The organism is Nitrospiria bacterium, assembly GCA_036397255.1.
Classification (GTDB): domain Bacteria; phylum Nitrospirota; class Nitrospiria; order DASWJH01; family DASWJH01; genus DASWJH01.
On the sequence record DASWJH010000117.1, the window covers coordinates 1 to 15,726 of the forward strand.

Here is a 15,726-nt window from a genome sequence, read left to right on the forward strand (position 1 = left end):
GAATTACTCAGCAACTGTATAAAGTTTGTGACCCCTTTCCTACACCCCAATCACAAATTATAAAGGTAGATTATATCCGTATCCTGGATGTTCCCCAGATTCCTTAGCTTCCCTTCTTCAACCTTATTCTTGACCTTTATGGTTTACTCCGGTTGAATCAAAAATTTTAAAATCCCCCTTTATCCCCCTTTTCCAAAGGGGGAAGTGAGAGAAGGTGCATTTTCCAAAAGGAAAAAAATAAGGTTCCCCTCTTTGAAAAAGAGAGGAAGGGGAGATTTTAAAATGAAAGGTAATCACTCTCCGGTTATAAAAGGTGAATTAAGTGGTCAGCGATTTATAGATTCGAGGAAGTTTTTCCGGAAGGGTGTTGATATTCTGAATAATGGTGTAGCTTACATCTCCAAACATTTTTTCAATATATTCGGGAGCTTTTTGGTCTACGGTAATGCAGAAAGGATAGATCCCTGAATTTCGGGCTTCCCGAAGGGCCATTTTGGTGTCCTCCAAGGCGTAGGTTCCACTGTAATCATCATCCAACGGTTTTCCATCGCTGAGGAGGATGAGAATTTTAATTTTGGAAACCCTTTCAAGCAATTTTTTAGTGATATGCCGGATGGCCGTCCCGTCCCGGTTCTGACCTAAAGGTTGAATCCCCCCGATATGGTTTTGAACCGTATGATCGTATTTTTCATCGAAGCCTTTAATGCGGTAACAATCCACCTGATTTCTAGACCGGCCCGAAAATCCATAAAGGGCGTATTCATCGCCAATGGCATCGAGGGCTTCTGATAAAAGAACCAAACCTTCTTTCTGAACATCAATTACTCTTTTGGACACCCCTTCCAGTTGTTGGCTGGTGGAGCCACTCATATCCATTAAAAAAGCGACGGAGACATCCCGGGCCTTTTTTTCTCTTCGAGTATACACGCGGTTGGACGGAGAACGTTTGGCTTTTCTTTCGATGAACGATTCAATGGCGGATTCCAGATCTATTTCTTCTCCGTGTTCCTGTTTTTTGATCTTTTTAAACCCTTCCGGCCGTAAACATTCAAAATACCGTCTCAAAGAGAGGATGGTTCCGCCGTATTCCGTTTTTACAGCATCTATAAATGTGGTGGAGTCATTCTCGGTTTCTTTTTCAAAGACTTTGCACCAACGAGGCCTAAAATCTCCTGATGAATTGTCCCATTCATCATAAATAAAAAAGTCTTGGCCTTCTGAGGAGGAAAACGGAGCCGGTTTTAATTCCTCCCCCGAACTGAATTGCGAGGACCCTGAGGCGATCTGTGTGGAGGTGAGCTCCGAGCTTTGGGTTTGGGTTCCTTCCTCTCCAGGTTCGTGGATGGTCTGAAGGCGATCAATTTTGCGGATATCCAGGGGACTTCTAAAAGAAAAATTGGCCATGGGCTCATGTCCCTCATTGGGAACATCCGGAAGGGGCTGGTTCTGCTGTTCCTCTGATGGATTTTCTTTTTGATCCTCTTCCCTTTCTTCAAGATATTTTTCTACCAGAGGATAGAGTGAAACCACCGCCCGGATGGAATCACATAGTGTGGCGGAGGGCTGTTGAACGGTTTTTAATATCGCATAAGCCTGGGAGACCTCTTCCGCCAAACCGATGGGAACATCGGTGCTATCCGCCACCGAGAGCTGTAAAAGGGCTTCCAAAAACGCCTGTTTCGGGGGCAGCTCGAACAGATTAGGTCGCCCTTTGAGCTGTTGGGAGATGACCACATTCAAGTCGGCCCGGATTCCGGGGTATTCATGGTGGAGAAGCCAATCGATCCTTCCCTCCTCCACGATGGTCCAAAGGTTCCGGGCAAGCATGGGTTCCAAAAAGAGTTTAAATAACCCTGTCAGGTTTGACGGGAGGGCACCTTCGGGGGCTTTTATTATTGTTTTATCCAAAGATTTAAATAGTTCGGGTGGGATTTTTTCATAGGTCCCGAACTCTAAATGGGCGGCTTCGTGGAGGACCATGACCTTATAAAACCTAAAATTTTCCTCAATTGTGGGAAAAGCCATTATTTTGTCTGGGAGTGTGATGGTTTCACCGGAATGGGAGGGGGTCCCAATGCCATCTGCTCCTGAACGGATTTCTACCGGTTTCCCGCAGATTCCTTCCGCAAACAACCGAAGGGTCCGGGAGACCTCCCTAAGAAAAAGTCCATGGAAAAGGTTTTTGGCCGTGTCCTGGGACACTTTCAAACGCATGGAGAAATAGCCTTTGGCTCCTTCAGGGCTTTTTTTGGCTATTCGGATTCCTTTTTCAGCCCATTCTTGAAATTTCGGAATGGATCCTTCAAGCATTTTTAAAACAACGTACCCATTCATAAAGAAATCAACCAGGGCGAACGGAGCAACGTGTGCCAATTGCCCTGCAAGGTCGAAAATTGTTTCCTCATTTTCATAGGGCGCAAAAACAGAGAAAAGGGCGGGGGATTGCCTAAAAAATTCCATGGCGATTTTTCCGGAACCCTTTGCAAGGGTCTGGGTCAGGTTTAATGCTTTGGACCGAAGAAAGTGAGATGGAATTTTTCCAAGGGCTTCGGGACTTAAACGGAAAAACTCAATGCTGAGGAAGTCCTTTGTTTTTAGATCTTCCAACGCCAATAAAAGTCCGACTCGACCCCAGTTTTCCAGTTGATAGACCCCAATAAACGGCAAAAGAGAAGGAGATTCCTTGAAATATTCAATGGCAGTTCCGTATTCTTCTTTTCCGATTTCCAATCCAAGGTTTGCCCAGGTGGTCATTTGCTCGCTAGTGAGTTGGTGGATCACTCGGGGGCACTGCCTGAAAAATTCCAGCGCGATTCCATAATTTTGCTCCGCCAGATGGGTGCCGCATTTAAAAATTTCTCCGAGGGAAAAATTCTTTTTACATGCCTCAATACTGGCAGGGCTTTCACGGAAAAATTTGATGGCAGCGGTGGCGGAGGTTTGGGCAATCCGGGTTCCGAATTGAACCCAGAGAATCATCTCTTCCCGGGAAAGCATGGGCGCTACCAAGGGAGCATGGGCCATAAAGGCATTGGCTGCCTTTTCGGATATTTGGGAAATAAAAAAACCGAATTGCTGGATGTTGGAATCTTCTGAATTCATGGGGAACGGGTTGGATGAAGGTTATAAGATGGTCGAGACGATTTCTCGAATACTCCTTTGCATTTCCTGGTCATCGGTGATGGGCTGAACAATGGCAACTTCGCAGGCGGTTCGAGGATGTATGCCTTTTTGAATCATTTGCCCCGCATAGATGAGCAGCCGGGTGCTGACTCCTTCCTCTAAGCCATAATGTTTCAGATTCCGGATTTTTTCCCCGATCTTTACAAGGCTTTTCGCCAATTCTTTGGAAACCTGTGTTTCATGCATAACAATTTCCGCCTCCGGTTCTGCGGGAGGATAATTAAATTCGAGGGAAATAAAACGTTGTTTGGTGCTTTGTTTGAGATCCTTGAGAGCGCTCTGGTAACCCGGGTTATAAGAGATAATCAGCATGAACTCATCTCGGGCTTCGATGATTTGTCCTTTTTTCTCAATGGGTAAGACCCGTCGGGCATCTGTCAGTGGATGAATCACAACGGTGGTGTCCTTCCGGGCCTCTACCACCTCATCCAGATAACATAGAGCCCCATGTTTCGCCGCGAGGGTTAAAGGACCGTCTACCCAGATGGTTTCCTCTCCTTTGAGGAGAAATCTCCCCAATAAATCCGAAGCGGTCAGGTCTTCGTGGCATGCGACTGTGATCAAGGGCAGTTTAAGTTGGTAGGCCATGTACTCCACAAAGCGGGTTTTTCCGCATCCCGTAGGTCCCTTTAACATCAGAGGCACCCGGGATTCGTGGGCAGTGCGAAAGAGGATGACCTCATCCCCAACGGGCAGATAGTAGGGGGGATGGGTAATCCGGAAATTTTCAATGTTTTGTTCCTGGCCCTTATGGTTGTCTGCCATGTTCTCCCTTTGTCCGTTTAACAAATTTTAGAAAAGCCATTATAACTGCTTTGAATAGGGAAAACAATGAGGTAGAGAAATTTGTAATACACCCTTTTTTATATTTTTTCCTTTATTCGGGAAGATTGCATTTTCCCATGTGTTCTAGGAATCCCTAAATTGACAGGTCATTTATCGGTGCTATCTTTAATACTTGGTGAGGAATGGAGGGTTTCTCAACGGTGTTTCTCTGCCTTCCCGCACCCATTCCAGCCCATTTAAAACTTTATGTTCCGGAGGGAAAAAATGTTAAAAATAAAAATGGGTTCTTTGATCGGAATTTTTTTGTCCTTATTTTTTTTGCTGCTGGGGGGGGAGGGGGTTGCTTTAGATAACTTCCTGGTTGGGCCCCGTGCAATGGGGATGGCGGGAGCCAACGTTGCATCGGTTTCGGATACCACTGCCCAATATTATAACCCTGCCGCCTTCGGGTTTTTTTCTTATAAAGATTCCAATGGTGATCAAATGGTTTCCGATAACAACGGTTTAAACCGAAAAGATTGGGGTTTGGATGCCAATGCGGGTGCGGGGTACCGGTTGCATCAGGACTTTGGAAGTTTTCTGGATAACCTTTCAAAGATTGATCATGATGGGTTGAGTACAACGGGGATCCAAAATCAAACGGACCTTACCAATCTGGTTAATCTAGTGAATGATTTGGCGGGCTTAGATGATCCTGGGAATGCCATTACCGTAGATGCAACGGGGGGATTCGGGTTTAGGGTTTTACATTTTGGTATCGGCGCCCGTATGTTTTCCCAAGCCACAGGCCGTGTTCTCAATTTAGACACCACCAATTTGGGAATCAATTTAACCGGTGCAGATCTGAGTGCGGATATTAACAGCGTCACGATTACCGGAAACGATGGTTTAACCACTCTTTTTACTCCTGCACAGCAGGCCCAGCTCAGCACCGCGGGTTTGGATGCGGCCGCCATTCAGCAGTTAGATTTTTTGGCCAGACAACAGGGGGTTCAAGCGGATCAGGTTCAGGGGGTGGCGGATATTTTGGCCAGTGTGTCTACCCAATCCGGAGGAACGACGCTTCAGAGTAATACCACCACAGCTGTCCTGCAGGGGTTGGCCCTGTTGGAAATTCCGATTTCCTATGGTTATGCGTTAAATGATCATTGGTCTTTCGGGGGTAGCTTGAAGCTGATGAGGGGCCGGGTGTATGGGACACAAATTGTGGTATTTGATAAGGATTCAGGGGATATCATTGAGAGTGCCGATGATAATTATGAGGATTCTTTTGATGTTGGAATCGATCTGGGCGTAATGGGCCGGTACCGAATGGTTAACCTGGGTCTTGTTGCTCGAAATCTAAATAGTCCCTCCTTCGATGGGCCAACGGTGAATGGTACAAAGTTTGATGATATAACGGTTGACCCCCAGGTTACCGCAGGAATTGCATTCATTCCTTTTCAAACATTGACCCTGGAGAGCGATTTTGATTTAACGGAAAACGAAACCAGTTTTCCCGGGTATCAAACCCGAAACCTTTCCTTCGGTTTGGAATGGGATGTATTTCGAATTTTGGCGTTGCGGGCCGGGACCTATAAAAATTTGGCCGAAGATGATATCGGCTGGGTCTACACTGCAGGAGTCGGGTTAAATTTATGGCTCGTTCGTTTTGATATTGCCGGGGCCTTAACCGATGATAAAGAGAATTTCGATGGTGAAAGTATTCCAAAAGAGGTTCGTGTCGCCGCTCAACTCAGTGTTGATTTTTAGCCGTTTTATCTATCCCACAGTTTAATTTAATCACTCCAAGACCTACTTGTCCCTTCTTTCTTCCTCTAAAAAATATCCTTTCTTTAAAGTTCTTTATGGGGCTTCTAAAAGGATAGTTTGACAGCCTGGGTCGAACTTGGTAGCCTCACCGCGTCAGTTGAGGGATTTGATGGAATTCAAACCCAAAAGACCGCTCGATATTACCATTTTCGGGATCCTGTTTCTTTTAAGTGCTCCCATGGAGCTCGGGAACATCATGTCCACGGGTTGGACCTATGATCCCAAATTTTTTGGGTTCAAAATGACCGGGGTAGCCGGAAAGATAATTCTGGTGGCACAACCACTTTTGCATATTGCCATCGGGTATGGGTTCCTGACCCTCCGGAAATGGGCGGTTTACCTTTCCCTTTTCTATGCGGCGGACGTGCTCACCAGTGCCATTTCTAGTTTTATTTTAATCGGCTATGGCCGTGTTAGAACCATTTTTATCGTTGTGTTGGTTCCTTTTGTTATATACATCCTTGCTAGAAGGCGATTTTTTGTACGGTAAAAGATAGGGTAAAGGAGAGAAAAACAGGTGCGTGAGGTGAGTATCCGGGTTTGATTAAAACTCTTTTAATAAATCCTGTTTTTTTTCTGAATATTCTTCTTCGCTAATGAGGCCTTCCTCCCTCCATTGTTTTAAGGTTCTAAGACGTTCTTCAAGAGAGGGTTCTCCTTTGGGGGCAGAAGGAAGGGTTAGGTTCAAATGAACCTTGGGGGTTTTCTCCTCTTGTGCAGGGCTGGGGCTTTGTAAAAGCTGGGTATAATCGATGGCCAGCCAACGCCCGTTCAGTTTTTCTTCCTCAATTTCATGGAGTTTTTGAAAAGAACTCGGGGTCAGTGAAACATTTCCGATATCTTTTGTGTTGAGAGGATTGTCCACCCCCACGCTTGGTTTTTGGATCCGGTCATTGATTTCCCGGTAAATATCTGTTCTTTTGACCCCTGGAATGTACCGGTAATTTCCAAGAATAAAATGAAGCCGATCATTTTTTGCAAACAGGACCCCTGTGGATCTTCCTCCCCTAAAAACAGAAACCCGGTGATCCAACTGAAAATGAATTTTGTCCTTTGGAGTGGCTTGGCCAAAAGCCCGGGCCATGGGAAGAGCCAAATGTTTAATTTCCTCTTCTGAAAATGCAGGCTCTTGGTCAGGTTTTTTATTTGAGAAAAGGCGGCTTAATTTCCTTTTGGAATACTGAATCTGAATGGATCCCAATAGCTGTTCCATTTGACTTTCGTCGAATTGAAGTGGATGCTGGTAGGGAGGGGCCGGCAAGGGGTCCTCATTTTTTGGGGTTTGTATAAGATAAACCTTGAAAGAGGGGTCTTCATGGATTTTGGTGGTAATGACTTTTGGCCCGCATGCCAAAAGGGTGACCATCGAAATTCCGATTATAAGGGGCAACCCTAATGAATTTTTTTCCAATTCCCCTCCCTTTTTTATATAATACCCAAATTGATTTTGCATTATTCCTGAGTTGGGTTGGAAATTCAACACTAAACTGAAAAGGACATCAATGGCCGTTGAGCAACTTAAAAAAGTTCTCCTTTTTGTGTGTGCCATTTTTTTTATTGGAGGAGAGGAGGCCAAGGGGCAAACGGTTTCCGATGAAGGACGGGGAATTATGAAGAAAGCCATGGACCGAGTTTATTCCCTGGAGGATCAAACGGCTGATATCATCTTTACCCTGCAGGACGATGGGGGAAAACAGGTAAAAACCGAGCTTTCTTTTTATTGGAAAAATTATAGAGCTGATCCGAAGCTTCAAAGCAAAACCCTTTTAATCACCACATTCCCTCCCACCGAAAAGGGAGAGAGTTTCCTGTTATGGGAAAACAAAAATCCGGATGACTCCGAATTTTGGATGTATTTTCCATCTCTTCGGCAAACCAGAAAAATCCAGCGCCTTTCTCCGGAAGATGGTCTCCGGGAATCTGATCTTTTGTTTGAAGATATGACCCGAATGCAGTTTGATCAAACCCAATTTATAATAATGAAAGAGGGGACCCTGAAGGGGGAACTGTGCTTTATCATTCAAACGACCTTTTCCCATCCTTCACCTTATGGGAAAAAAGTATTTTGGATTTCAAAAAAAAGAGGGTTAATTTTAAAAATCGATTATTTCTCTTCATCCAACCAGTTGTTAAAATCCCAAAACATTCAATGGCAGAAAATAAAAGAAGTTCCGGTTTGGAAAGGTTCTCGGATTAAAAACCAACAAACCAAGCGGACCACCACCATAGAATTAAAAAATATTAAGATCAATTCGGGACTACCCGAACGTATTTTTACCCAAAGAAATTTGGAGCGAGGTTTGACTCGATAAAAACCCTTTCTTTGCATCCTTGGGAAAAAAGTTTATAATAGGGCGTCTATTGATTGGGGCCCTGTTCGGGGTTTGAAATGGATAAAAAATTGAACTTTATCCTGTGTCTCATTTTAATGATGTTTATGGTGTGGGGCTGTGGGGAGAACAGTGTTTTCGATGGGTTGGGGAACAAGGAGACCTCCCAAGCCAAAATGGAGGAAGCTAAAATTGAAATGGATAAGGGAAATTTTTCCGCTGCCATTCAAACGTTGCAGGAACTTTGTGGAACAGACTTGGCGCAACCCACTTGTGATAATGAGACCATTGGTCTTCTTGCCTCGGCTTATTCGGGAAGGGCTGGGGTGAATTTATTTAACTTAATCAATACCGCTGCCCTTACGGCCACCGGAACGACCAACAGTTTTTCGACCTTTTCTACACTTCTTCCAACCCCAACGGAGTCCAATAAAACGGATATGGCTTCCGCGTTAACCCTCCTTTCTGGGGTTTTTCCCCGGACGCCTAATCAGAACCTTCAATTGGCGGTGGTTGCTGCTTCCCACTTGGTGACGGGTATTGGGGTGGATTTAACGAATGGTTTTAACACGAGAACCGGAGCTCCCATTCATGTCCCTTCCTATTGGGAAGTTGAAACCGCTGAAATTAATTTTGGAACCGTTACAGGGGTTTCCAATGATTTGGCGTTAATCGTTATAGGGGTAGAGGGATCGGGATTAACGAATCGTGAAGATCTCACCGATGATATTACCGAGATAGAAAACGATCTCGATGGAGATCAAAATGGAATAGTAACGCCGGGAGAGCTTCAGTTGTATCTTGCAACCCTTTAAAATTTTTGTGATTTAAAACCAGGTGTTTCCTTTCTCAAAAAAAAATATCCGACCCCTTCTTGTTTTTATCTTTTCTTTTTTAGGTGTTTTCCCTATCTATTCTCTTGGGTTTTGTGAAGAATTCCAGGTTCTTTACCAGGGGATCCGGCCCCTGGGAATGGGGGGAGCCTTTATGACTCTTTCCAATGATGAAAATGCCCTTTTTTACAACCCCGCTGGCCTCAATGATGTAAAGGATAAAGGGAAAATTAAAATCCTAAATCCTTTTTTGGCCTTTTCAAAAGACGCCGTTGGGTTTGTTCAGGATCTTAAAGATTTGGAAGGAACCAATACGGCTCAGGTGAGCGATTTACTCAATAAAAATTTAGGGAAACACCATCACCTCAAAACCTCATTATTTCCAAGTTATTATAGGTCTAATTTGGCTTTTGGAATCTTAGGGCAAGGAACAATGGACCTTGAGGTAAGAAATCCGTCTTCTCCCGAGGTAGTGTCCGACGCAAAATTGGATATTGGGGGGCTGGTGGGAGCCGCATGGGGGCTTTGGGATGATCGTCTTCAGATGGGTGTTACGGCAAAAGTGATTCATCGCCAGGGTATCAAAAAAACCTTTTTGCCTTCTGATGTTGTGGCCGATTTTAATCCTTTTGAGGATACCCAGAGGAAAACGGATTTTGCTTTTGATCTGGGAAGTAAATTCAACTTTCCTTTCCCTTTTAATCCTTCTGTTGCCCTGGTTCTTCAAAATATTTCTGATCTGGATTTCGGAGAGCTGGGGGAGATCCCTCAGCAGCTCAACGCAGGAATAGGAATTAATCCCGAATTTTGGATCCTTAGCAGCAGTTTGGTTTTTGAGGTAAATGACCTAACCAAAAATGGGGGTAGAGATAATGATTTATATAAAAGGGTCCATCTAGGTATGGAGGTAAGATTTCCTATGACCATTGCCCTTCGAGCGGGATTGAATCAGGGATATCTCACCGCTGGCGCCACTCTAGATTTTTGGGTTCTCCAGTTTGGATATGCCACCTATGCAGAGGAGCTGGGGACCTATGCGGGGCAACGGGGTAACCGAAGACACGCGGTCCAATTGAGTCTTGTGCTTTAATTTTCTTAACGAGGGCTGACAACCTTTATTTTGACTTTTTAAAACAAATTTCTTTTTTCTCCTCTATTAAAAACCCCTCTTATACCTTTTCATCTGTTGTTTTATTGACACTCCTTAGTTAAATCCAGTAAGATTCAACCATTATTAACCCTTTGGAACCCTTCATGTTGTGGAAACTTTTTGGTTATATTTTTCTTTGGATGGCCTTTTTTTCAATCATGGTTACCCTTTTTCTGATTATCGCTAAAAAAAGCAAGGCCTCGTGGGTCAAAAAGATGGCGGCCCGATTTGGAGGAGAATTTGCTGAGACAGTGGAGGTGCGTCAAGGTTTTTTCCGATTTGGGGTTTTCTTTGGTGCGATTGGAACCCTCATTCTTCTGTTATCCTCCCCAAGCCTGGAACCCGCGGGCGAGTCTCCTTTTAACATTTCCTTTACCGAGGCGGGTCTCGTGCTTGTGATCCTTTGGCAGGGGAAAAACCTTTGGGAAATGGCAAGAGCGGGGAAGGAGAAAAAACCGGTAAAACAAAAGAAAAAAAAGATAGGGAGGAGTTAATGATCCGGTTTTGGGTTGTTTTTTCCCTATTGATCATGGGGTGTACTTTAAAGGAAGTAAAAGAACAGGTTTTATTAACCCCTGAAGAAGAGGAGGCCTACCAATTTAACCGGACCGGAATGATAGATATGTCCATGGCCTTGTTTGAGGAGGCCATTGTGGCGTTTAAAAAAGCATCCCAACTTGCCCAGGATTATCAGATTCGGGACCAATCCCTGATGTATACCCCCACCTTTATGACTGCTTGGTCTTATGAAAAAATTGGAGAGGTTCAAGAGGCCTGTCGTTATTTTAGAGAGTTTCTTCAGAACGCTCCTAAAAAATATATTGAAGACACAAAAGAACAGCATGCCAATGCGTTTTTAACCCAATGCATAAATTAAATATTCAAAAAGGATCTGCCCGAAAAAATAAAAGCCGGCCCGTGTGGGTTGGTTTCCTCCCTTTTGTGGTCTTCCTTTTCCTGTCCCACCCGGGATGGGGCGAAGAAAAAGCAATTGAAGTCATTGATCATTCCTGGAAGACCACGGAGAAATGGGAGCGAATCAACAAAACCCGATATTCATGGGAAGCCACAGTTAAAAGCCATGCCCCTGAGCAGCGACGGGTGTCCGTCTATTATTACCTTTTGGATGAGGGAGGACGGCCTCTGGCGATGAATACCATGATTCAAATCATGAAGCCTGATGAAACGGTCCACGTGGTGGGGGATTCTTATGTTGAAAATGGAAAACTTCCCTTTATTAAAGGAAGCACAGTGAAGGTCAATTCCAGACGGTTTCCTTAACCGGGAAAAACGCCTTTCAAAAAAACTCAGCTCAAATTTATTTCCACAATGGGCTTTGAATGACCAAGATCAGGTTGCATAAAGAAGTTTTCGAAGCCAATGAAGGGTTTTATCAAGCCTTTGAAAGCTTGGATATAAAATTAATGGATCGGGTATGGGCCCAGGATGATCGTGTTCAATGCGTTCATCCCGGATGGGGAGGGTTAACGGGCTGGCCATCGGTTCGTGATAGTTGGGTCAGAATTTTTAATCATACACTTTTTATAAAATTTACCGTATCGGATTTGCACATTTCAGGGGATGAAGGGGTGGCGTGGGTGGTCTGTACGGAGAATATTGAAACCCAAGCAGAAGAACCCTCCCAAAAAAGCCGAATTCTCGCCACCAATATTTTCGAAAAACGGAATGATCTTTGGAAAATGGTCCATCACCATGGATCTCCGGTTTTGACGAATCCTTCCATCTCTTCAACATAGGGAAAAAAAAAGGGTTCGGGTCCATTTTGAAATTTTTCTAATCAGGGGGAGGGTGCCGTTGTGAAAAAAATGATTTCCTCAGGGACTTTGATGGCCCGCTTGGAATTTCTGGAAGAGTGGGGATACTTAACTGCTTCATTGAGTTTTTTGTTGCTGGGAATGATCACTTTTATTTATGGGTGGTATACTTTTTTTATATCCTTTCAATCCGGAATTGTTGAGTCGGCTCTGCATTTGACGAATAATCTTCTTTTTGTGGTAATCCTTTTAGAGCTTTTCCGGACTTTATTGAACTTTTTAAAATCCCACACCGTCAGCTTGGAACCCTTTCTCATTGTAGGGATCATTGCCGGGATCCGAAAATTTTTAACGGGTGGAGCACAGTTGTCTACATTGGAGGAAATTCCGGATGCTATTTTCCATCGCCACCTGTTGGATATGGGAGCCAATGTAACCATTATTGCGGTTTTGGTCCTTGCCTTCTTTTTTTATCGAAAAAGTTTACAGATAAAAGAACCTAAAGGGTGAGGATGACCATCTCCCCGTAAAGTGAGTTTTGGAAGACTCTTTAAAACAAGAAACCAACCTGGGTATTGACCGGGCCCTCGGGATGGCCATCATGGGTATTACCGGGGGAACCATTGGGTTTTACCTGGGAGGCAATTTTCTTATTCTAATGGGTTTCTTTTTGGGGGGTGTTTTAGGTTTTGCGGTTGCAGGATTAGGTGCCCGCCGGTTCTTCATAAGCATTTTAGTCGGGCTGGCGGTGGGTGCTGCGACCAGTTTTATGATTGACCGTGTAGAGGATATCCTAGTCATTCTGGCGGGATCCGGAGCCGCCGCTGGAGGGTTTATTGGAATCAATATTGAGTTATTAAAGCGGAAGGGTAAAAAAAAGACTTTTTTGAATTTATGAAAAAAATTTTTTTATTCCTCTCTCCAATCCAGGGACAGAGGATCTAAACCTAAACAATTTAAGAACGTCGAAACCTAAATATTAGCGAGGGCGACGATGGTGTGGAGGCCGGTGGCGCCGTCGGGATAGGCGCGGGCGACTTGGGGAATTTGGGGGTTCCCTTTTCGATCAATGGCCCGAACTGTCAACTGGTGGGGTCCTTTTTTTGGAATGCGCCATGGGTATTTCCATTTGACCCATGAAAGGTCTGAGGCTGGAGGTTGAATGGTTGTGGGGTGCCACGTGCGTTCTCCATCGGTGGTAATCTCCACCGCTGAAATGCCATGCAAACCGCCGAATGCGATCCCTTCAATGGTATGTTTTTCTTCTTTTATTTCTTGGTAATGCCCCGGGTTATCGATCCGGGAGGTAATTTTCATAATCCCCTCATCGGTCCAACCTTTCTCTTGCCAGTAACCCTGATGGTCATGTCCCACCAATTCGATATTCGTCAGCCACTTTACGTTTTTAATTCCGTAGATCCCGGGAACCACCGCCCGAAGGGGAAATCCGTGTTGTCTGGGAAGTTGAACCCCGTTCATGGAATGGGCCAGGAGGACGTCACCCTCCATTGCCCGTTCGAAGGTTATGCTGTCATGGTAGCCGTCCGCTCCTCGGAAAATCACGTCTTTGACATCCGAGAAGGGTTTCACCTCCTCGAGCAGTTTTCTTAGAGGGAGTCCCCCCCACAGGGCATTACTGATGCTGTCTCCTCCCGGAAGGTTATCGATGCATTGAAGCGTCACGACTTTTTCAATAAATTGTTTTCCCAGAAAATCCGCATAGCCAAGGGTTAAGGGGTGATCCACCATTCCGTTGATGGACACCCGCCATTGTCCCAAATGGATATTTTGGGTGGATTCAAGGGAATGATCGGAATAGTTTACAAGGTAAAATTTATCGTTGGGGGTAATATAGGGCGTGTCCCTTGGAGGGACAGAGAACAATTTTCCCCAAAAAAAAGCGCCTGCTTCTGCTCTTTGGCCAAGGCCCAAAGTAAGCAATCCCATCCCGCCTAATTGAATCATTTTTCTTCTGTTAAACGGTTTCATGGTCTCTCTCAGGGGTGTGATTTGCTATAATAATATCTGGTGTTAGATCTTTTTGGCAAGAGGGAATTTTGGTTAATGAATTTAGGGAGTTGTAATTAAAAACCACACCCGACTGAATTGACTTTTAGGGTGTCCTATGTTAGTTTCAACCCCCTGAGTTTTCTGAAAAATCCCTTTTTTGGAAGGAATTTTTGTGTACTATCCCTCATTCGAACAATTTGAAGAAAAGGCCCAGCAGGGAAACCTAGTTCCCGTGTACCGGGAGATCTTGGCCGATCTTGAAACCCCGGTTTCAGCCTTTTTGAAAATTGATGATGGCCAGTATTCCTATCTTCTCGAAAGTGTAGAGGGAGGGGAAAAGTGGGCACGATATACCTTTTTGGGAAGCACGCCTTTTTTGGTGATTCGGGGCTCGGAAAATCAGCTCGAGGTGTTAAAAGATGGGATTTCCCAAAACTTTGACATGGGACCCGATCCCCTTGAGGCTTTAAAAAAGGTGATGTCGGATTACCGCCCGGTGGAGGTGGAGGGGCTTCCACGGTTTTTCGGAGGGGCGGTGGGGTATTTGAGCTATGATATGGTGCGTTCTTTTGAGCGGGTTCCTGATTATCAAAGGGGGTCCCTTCATTTTCCCGATTTGTATTTTATGATTAGTGAAACGCTCTTCATTTTTGATAATGTAGCCCAGAAAATAAAAGTGGTTGCCAATGCGCATATCCTGAACGGCCAGGTTGAAAAAGCCTATACCCATGCGGTTAAGCAAATTGAGGAGATGGTTCAAAAATTAAACGGACCGGTCCGAAAACCGAAGCGTTCACGAAAAAAGAAAAAGATTCAAAAACCCCCCGTATCGAATATAAGCCATGATGCCTTTGTGAAGATGGTTAAAAAAGCCAAAGAATATATTGCTGCGGGAGACATTCTTCAGGTGGTGCTCTCCCAGCGGTTTGAGAAAAAAATTTCCGTGTCCGCTTTTGGGATTTACCGGGCACTTCGGATTATTAATCCTTCCCCCTATATGTATTATTTAAGGTTGGGCGAGATGGAACTGGTAGGGTCCTCTCCGGAAATTTTAGTTCGCTGTGAAGATGAGCGTGTGGAGGTCAGGCCCATTGCGGGAACACGAAAGCGGGGAAAAAATGAGGATGAAGACGAGGAAATGGCCGATGAACTGTTGGGGGATACCAAAGAACGAGCAGAGCATATCATGTTGGTTGATCTGGGAAGAAATGATGTGGGAAGGGTGGCAGAAATCGGATCGGTCCGGGTAGATCATTTAATGACCATTGAGCGCTATTCCCATGTGATGCATTTGGTTTCTCATGTGGAAGGGAAATTGATACACGGGAAAGACATCTATGATGTGGTACGGGCGAGTTTTCCAGCGGGAACGGTGTCAGGTGCCCCGAAGGTCCGGGCCATGGAAATCATTGAAGAGTTAGAGCCCAATCGCCGGGGCCCCTACGCCGGTGCCGTGGGATATGTGAGTTTTTCCGGTAATCTGGATACCTGTATTAATATCCGAACTGTGGTGTTGAGAGGCGATCAGGCTTATATACAGGTTGGGGCGGGAATCGTCGCCGATTCAGATCCCGAAAGTGAATATGTGGAAACTTTAAACAAGGCTCAGGCTATGTTTAAGGCCGTGGAAATGGCTGAAGAGGGTCTGGATTGAAAATGCCCTTGGGGATTTCTTGCGGTTCCAACGGAGACATTGTTATACTAGGAGTCTGTCGGACTTTCCCGATAAAAATATGATATAGTCGACTATCTTTTGAGCACACATTAGCGAGGTAGAACAGAATGAGCGCAAAGTTTATCGATTATGATCAATCAACACTCTATTTATTGCCGCCGTCGCTTCAGGA

The 15,726-nt window shown here is 44.8% G+C and carries 16 protein-coding genes; 12 read left to right on the forward strand and 4 right to left on the reverse strand.

What is annotated here, in order from left to right:
• Window positions 1–318: 318 nt before the first annotated feature.
• Both VGB26_15530 and VGB26_15535 read right to left on the reverse strand, forming a co-directional pair.
• On the reverse strand, window positions 319–3,102 hold the full coding sequence (locus VGB26_15530; GenBank protein ID HEX9759185.1) for a VWA domain-containing protein: 2,784 nt from the start codon (window positions 3,100–3,102) through the stop codon (window positions 319–321).
• Window positions 3,103–3,123: 21 nt separating this feature from the next.
• Window positions 3,124–3,948 (reverse strand): CbbQ/NirQ/NorQ/GpvN family protein, encoded by an 825-nt coding sequence (locus VGB26_15535; GenBank protein ID HEX9759186.1) that lies wholly within the window; start codon window positions 3,946–3,948, stop codon window positions 3,124–3,126.
• Between the two features lie 285 nt (window positions 3,949–4,233).
• Between VGB26_15535 and traF the strand changes: the two genes are divergently transcribed.
• Both traF and VGB26_15545 read left to right on the forward strand, forming a co-directional pair.
• Window positions 4,234–5,721, forward strand: coding sequence for a conjugal transfer protein TraF (gene traF, locus VGB26_15540; GenBank protein HEX9759187.1), 1,488 nt, complete (start codon window positions 4,234–4,236; stop codon window positions 5,719–5,721).
• Between the two features lie 169 nt (window positions 5,722–5,890).
• On the forward strand, window positions 5,891–6,271 hold the full coding sequence (locus tag VGB26_15545; protein HEX9759188.1) for a hypothetical protein: 381 nt from the start codon (window positions 5,891–5,893) through the stop codon (window positions 6,269–6,271).
• Window positions 6,272–6,325: 54 nt separating this feature from the next.
• On the opposite strand, the gene VGB26_15550 is transcribed toward VGB26_15545, so the two are convergent.
• The gene (locus VGB26_15550; protein ID HEX9759189.1) at window positions 6,326–7,192 is read right to left on the reverse strand and encodes an SHOCT domain-containing protein; all 867 of its coding nucleotides are present in this window, start codon (window positions 7,190–7,192) and stop codon (window positions 6,326–6,328) included.
• Between the two features lie 91 nt (window positions 7,193–7,283).
• Between VGB26_15550 and VGB26_15555 the strand changes: the two genes are divergently transcribed.
• The 9 genes from VGB26_15555 (at window position 7,284) to VGB26_15595 (ending at window position 12,767) form a co-directional block, all read left to right on the forward strand.
• Window positions 7,284–8,093 carry an outer membrane lipoprotein-sorting protein gene (locus VGB26_15555; GenBank protein ID HEX9759190.1) on the forward strand — a complete coding sequence of 270 codons (810 nt, stop codon included), beginning with the start codon at window positions 7,284–7,286 and terminating at the stop codon, window positions 8,091–8,093.
• A 77-nt stretch (window positions 8,094–8,170) separates the two neighbouring features.
• A complete protein-coding gene (locus VGB26_15560) occupies window positions 8,171–8,926 on the forward strand; it encodes a hypothetical protein (GenBank protein ID HEX9759191.1) in 756 nt (251 codons plus the stop codon).
• Window positions 8,927–9,098: 172 nt separating this feature from the next.
• On the forward strand, window positions 9,099–10,034 hold the full coding sequence (locus VGB26_15565; protein HEX9759192.1) for a hypothetical protein: 936 nt from the start codon (window positions 9,099–9,101) through the stop codon (window positions 10,032–10,034).
• Window positions 10,035–10,198: 164 nt separating this feature from the next.
• The gene (locus tag VGB26_15570; protein HEX9759193.1) at window positions 10,199–10,588 is read left to right on the forward strand and encodes a hypothetical protein; all 390 of its coding nucleotides are present in this window, start codon (window positions 10,199–10,201) and stop codon (window positions 10,586–10,588) included.
• Entirely contained in the window at window positions 10,588–10,971 is a 384-nt protein-coding gene (locus tag VGB26_15575) for a tetratricopeptide repeat protein (protein HEX9759194.1), read from the forward strand. Before VGB26_15570 ends, VGB26_15575 begins: the two co-directional genes overlap by 1 nt.
• Window positions 10,959–11,375 carry a hypothetical protein gene (locus VGB26_15580; protein HEX9759195.1) on the forward strand — a complete coding sequence of 139 codons (417 nt, stop codon included), beginning with the start codon at window positions 10,959–10,961 and terminating at the stop codon, window positions 11,373–11,375. Before VGB26_15575 ends, VGB26_15580 begins: the two co-directional genes overlap by 13 nt.
• Window positions 11,376–11,434: 59 nt before the next feature.
• On the forward strand, window positions 11,435–11,851 hold the full coding sequence (locus VGB26_15585) for a nuclear transport factor 2 family protein (GenBank protein ID HEX9759196.1): 417 nt from the start codon (window positions 11,435–11,437) through the stop codon (window positions 11,849–11,851).
• 69 nt (window positions 11,852–11,920) lie between these two features.
• Window positions 11,921–12,379, forward strand: coding sequence for a phosphate-starvation-inducible PsiE family protein (locus VGB26_15590; protein ID HEX9759197.1), 459 nt, complete (start codon window positions 11,921–11,923; stop codon window positions 12,377–12,379).
• Between the two features lie 28 nt (window positions 12,380–12,407).
• Window positions 12,408–12,767, forward strand: coding sequence for a hypothetical protein (locus VGB26_15595; GenBank protein ID HEX9759198.1), 360 nt, complete (start codon window positions 12,408–12,410; stop codon window positions 12,765–12,767).
• Window positions 12,768–12,841: 74 nt separating this feature from the next.
• On the opposite strand, the gene VGB26_15600 is transcribed toward VGB26_15595, so the two are convergent.
• Window positions 12,842–13,858 (reverse strand): molybdopterin-dependent oxidoreductase, encoded by a 1,017-nt coding sequence (locus VGB26_15600; protein HEX9759199.1) that lies wholly within the window; start codon window positions 13,856–13,858, stop codon window positions 12,842–12,844.
• Between the two features lie 193 nt (window positions 13,859–14,051).
• Here VGB26_15600 and trpE point away from each other — a divergent pair, with 193 nt between their 5' ends.
• Entirely contained in the window at window positions 14,052–15,533 is a 1,482-nt protein-coding gene (gene trpE, locus VGB26_15605; protein HEX9759200.1) for an anthranilate synthase component I, read from the forward strand.
• Window positions 15,534–15,726: the final 193 nt, after the last annotated feature.